The organism is Xanthovirga aplysinae (genome assembly GCF_009711365.1).
Taxonomy (GTDB): domain Bacteria; phylum Bacteroidota; class Bacteroidia; order Cytophagales; family Cyclobacteriaceae; genus Xanthovirga; species Xanthovirga aplysinae.
The window spans coordinates 1-3,636 of sequence record NZ_SMMB01000746.1 but is presented as its reverse complement, the minus strand read 5'-3'; the positions used below and the strand labels follow the sequence as shown (position 1 = coordinate 3,636).

3 protein-coding genes are annotated in these 3,636 nt (G+C 38.3%); all 3 read left to right on the top strand.

Features of this window, described 5'->3' with window-relative positions:
* The coding region (locus tag E1171_RS05020) for a TlpA family protein disulfide reductase (RefSeq protein ID WP_155204703.1) at window positions 1-552 on the top strand (552 nt) is incomplete at its 5' end.
* A gap of 197 nt (window positions 553-749) precedes the next feature.
* Window positions 750-2,891 (top strand): protein-disulfide reductase DsbD family protein, encoded by a 2,142-nt coding sequence (locus E1171_RS05015; RefSeq protein ID WP_155204701.1) that lies wholly within the window; start codon window positions 750-752, stop codon window positions 2,889-2,891.
* A 73-nt stretch (window positions 2,892-2,964) separates the two neighbouring features.
* On the top strand, window positions 2,965-3,576 hold the full coding sequence (locus E1171_RS05010) for a helix-turn-helix domain-containing protein (protein WP_246164180.1): 612 nt from the start codon (window positions 2,965-2,967) through the stop codon (window positions 3,574-3,576).
* The last annotated feature ends 60 nt before the right edge of the window (window positions 3,577-3,636 follow it).

Genomic DNA, 3,636 nt, shown 5'->3' with positions numbered 1-3,636 from the left:
AAGAGTTTAAAATTTTTATGGGTAATAGTTGTCGTTATCTTCTTCATTTTTATGAGCTCTCCGCATCTGACTTCCCATGCTAAACTTTTCTTTCGTTTCGGGGAAACCCACAAGGGACCCCTTGAAGATAAAATAGAGGCCGATTATAGCTTGAAAATGCGTGAACTAGGGGCAGGAGAAGTTACAATGGAGAAATTTAGGGGAAAGCTGATTTATTTAAAGGTTTGGTCAACTACCTGCCCTACCTGTGTGGAAGAAATGCCCAAAGTTCAGGCTTTGTACGATAAAGTGGATAAGGAAAAAGTGGCCTTTGTTTTGATTTCTGTTGATAAGGAAGATAAAAAAGTCCAAAAGTTTATGGAGAAAGAAGGCTATTCTTTTCCTGTTTTCAGACGGGCTGATAAAGATTGGCCTACAATATATGATGATCAAGCTTTTCCAAGAGTGTATGTCATTTCTCCGAAAGGCAAGCTTTTAAAATCCTTTAAAGGGAAAAATGATTTTGAGGTAGACGAGATGGCAGATTTTCTGGATATGTCGTCTAACAGCTAAATTAATTGAAAAAATTATGTAAACTTATGCTTCTTTTTGGAGCTATTATTTCAAAGCTATTAAAGCTGAGTTTATATGCTATATAATTGTGCAAATTTCCTACATGATCGACACGTTTTAATGGAAATGGGGTTTCTCCAACTTTGCATAACTTTTTAATGATTTGATAAGTAGAGGTTAAAATATTTGATAATCAAATGAAGCGTTATTTTTCGTTTTTTATTCTTGTAGTGGCAGCTTTTGTAGGTGCCCCACTATCCACTTATGCCCAAATTTTACAACCTGCGAGTTGGTCCTACGATGTTTCTCAAAAAGAGCTGAAAGTAGGAGATGAGGTGGACTTAATTTTTAACGTAAAGATTGATCCCGATTGGTACCTTTATTCATCGGATTTTGATCCGGATCTTGGACCTATGGTCACCACCTTTGCCTTTAAACCCAATGATACTTATGAGCTAGTTGGAGATATCCAGCCCATTGGCGCTAAAAAGAAATATGATGATCTTTGGGGAGGGGAATATACTTATTTTGTGGGGATGGCAGAATTTCGTCAAAAAATAAAAATATTAACCTCAAACCCCGAAATAGAAGGTGGTTATGAATATCAGGTTTGTACCGATGTGGATGGCCGTTGTATTCCCTTTGATGATGAATTTGTCTTCAATAATTTTGATGTTACCGGAGGAGAATCTAGTGCAGCTCCTGCCGTAAAAGAAGAAAAAAAGGACAAAAAGAAGGATAATCAACTTAAGGAAATTAAAAAGGTGGAGCCTTCGGAGTTTTCTACCACTGATAAAAAAAGGGGAGAAACAGAAACCGTCAGTTCTTCCATTGGGAGTACTTCTCCATTAAAAGGACGGGATTCTAATGATCCTTATTCTTTATTAGGTTTTCTGGGTTTGGCCTTTGCAGCAGGTTTAGCGGCACTATTAACCCCTTGTGTTTTCCCAATGATTCCAATGACGGTAACCTTTTTTACCAATAGTAGTAAGAGTCGAAGCGGTGCTATTACTAAGGCAATTATATATGGTTTTTCCATTATCGCCATTTATACGGTGGCAGGAACATTGGTTTCAAGGCTGAATGGCCCTGAGTTTGCCAACTGGCTAAGTACGCACTGGTTGCCAAATGTCTTTTTCTTTGTGGTCTTTATGATCTTTGCGATGTCCTTTCTAGGGCTTTTTGAAATCACACTTCCAAGCTCATTAGTTAACAAAATGGATGCCCAGGCGGATAAGGGAGGTTTGGTTGGTGTATTTTTTATGGCCTTTACTTTGGTATTGGTTTCCTTTTCTTGTACAGGTCCTATAGTGGGAAGTATTTTGGTGGAATCCGCCGGAGGGCAGTTGGTAAAACCGATTGTAGGAATGTTTGGCTTCTCATTAGCATTTGCCATACCGTTTACCCTATTTGCGATTTTTCCCAATTGGTTGAGCGGACTACCTAAATCTGGGGGGTGGTTAAATTCCGTAAAAGTGGTGCTTGGTTTCTTGGAGCTTGCCTTAGGGTTAAAATTCTTGAGTGTAGCAGATCAGGTGTATCATTGGGGAATTTTGGATAGAGAAGTTTACTTGGCCCTTTGGATTGTGATCTTTACCTTGATTGGTTTTTATCTGCTGGGGAAAATTCGTTTAGCTCATGATAGTCCATTAGAAAAAATTGGGGTTCCTCGATTAATGTTGGCTATTATTTCATTCTCTTTTGTGGTGTATATGATTCCTGGAATGTGGGGTGCTCCACTGAAAGGACTGGCAGGTTACTTACCCCCAATGACAACACATGATTTTGATCTGAAAGGAACGATTTTAGCCAATGGAGGTTCTGGAGGAAATTATGCTGCACAAGAACTATGTGAAGAGCCCAAATATGCGGATATGCTACATCTTCCACATGGAATTAAAGGTTACTTTGATTATGACCAGGCACTAAAATGTGCCCGCGAACAAAATAAACCTATCTTTATTGATTTTACGGGTCATGGTTGTGTCAATTGTCGGGAAATGGAGGCCAGTGTTTGGTCGGATCCTGAGGTGCTCAAAAGATTGAAAGAAGAATTTGTGGTGGTGGCTCTTTATGTGGATGAAAAAACGGAGTTACCAGAATCCAATTGGTATACTTCCACTTTCGATAATAAGGTGAAAAAGACCATTGGGAAGCAAAATGCAGATTTCCAGATTACCCGATATAATAATAATGCACAACCTTATTACGTGCTTTTGGGCACTGATGAACAGGTATTGGTGACACCAAAAGCCTATGATTTAAATGTGAAAAATTTTGTGGATTTTCTGGATCTTGGATTAAAAAATTTCCATAGTGGAACAGTGGCTGCAAAATAAAATAAGAATTAGGAACTTGAACTTTTGGTTCGGGCCTTTCGCCTGAACCAAATTTTTCTAAATTTTATTTTAAATGGCTCTGATTCGGGTGCTTTGTTCGGGTCGAGGGTCAAAGAACGGTTTATCTCAAGTCCTTAATATTATGTTTCAAACACTACATATCCAAGACATGGTTTGTCCCCGATGTGTTCGGGTAGTTAGAGAAGATTTGGAAAAACTTGGCGTACAAGTGAAGCATGTGGAATTAGGTCTGGCCGAAGTAACCTATGATGAGAGGGAGATAAGTTTAGCTCAGATTGCCCAGGTTTTAGAAAAAAACGGTTTTGCCTTGTTAGAAGATAAAGACCAGCAGCTCATTGAACAAATTAAAACAGAGTTGATCCAGCTAGTAGATCAATTGGAAGAAAAAGAGCATGTGAATACTTCGGAATACCTTTCCCGTCAGTTAGGGGTGAATTATCCTCAGCTTAGTAGACTTTTTTCCCACCATGAAGGGCTTACCATTGAAAAATATCTGATTCAGCTGAAGATTATGAAAGTTAAAGAATATCTCAAATATGATCAGCTTTCTATTAAGGAAATTGCTTACAAGCTGGATTACAGTAGCACTGCTCACCTTTCCCGCCAATTTAAAGACCATACAGGCATGACTCTAAGTGATTTTAAAAAAGAAAATGCCATTTAAATTCTCCATTAACCAGATTTTATGATTTTTTTAACCACTTCTCACAAGAAGACTTTTGCT

Bases quoted from the DNA above. Each gene is read 5' to 3' on its own strand.
- E1171_RS05010 (WP_246164180.1), top strand. From the start codon at position 2,965: ATGGCTCTGATTCGGGTGCTTTGTTCGGGTCGAGGGTCAAAGAACGGT.
- E1171_RS05015 (WP_155204701.1), top strand. From the start codon at position 750: ATGAAGCGTTATTTTTCGTTTTTTATTCTTGTAGTGGCAGCTTTTGTA.